The following is a 273-nucleotide window of genomic DNA, read 5'->3' as shown; positions in this document are numbered from 1 at the left end:
CCAATGAAAAGTCCTGGCAGTTGCGCTACGACCTGGATCTTGCCGCCTACGGCGTGCCCGGGCTGAGCGCCAGCCTGTGGCACGCCAAGGGCTGGGACATCGATGGCACGCACTACGACGGTGACCGCGATGGCCGCAACCGCGGCTACAACGTGCGCGGCCTGGACGGCGCCAAGCACAACGAGAACGGCCTGATGCTGGCCTATGTGGTGCAATCCGGGCGGCTCAAGGATGCGGTGCTGCGCACCATCGTCTACAACCACCGCGCCAGCG

The 273-nt window shown here is 66.3% G+C and carries 1 protein-coding gene; it reads left to right on the top strand.

Going from position 1 to position 273, the window contains the following annotated elements:
- Positions 1-273, top strand: a 273-nt coding sequence (locus SB756_RS30065; RefSeq protein ID WP_410913236.1) for an OprD family outer membrane porin, incomplete at both ends; no start/stop codon positions are given.

The sequence above is a fragment of the Pseudomonas sp. SIMBA_068 genome, from assembly GCF_046534705.1.
GTDB classification, from domain to species: domain Bacteria; phylum Pseudomonadota; class Gammaproteobacteria; order Pseudomonadales; family Pseudomonadaceae; genus Aquipseudomonas; species Aquipseudomonas putida.
Note: the sequence above shows the minus strand (reverse complement) of the source record. Positions and strands in the feature narration are given on the sequence as shown.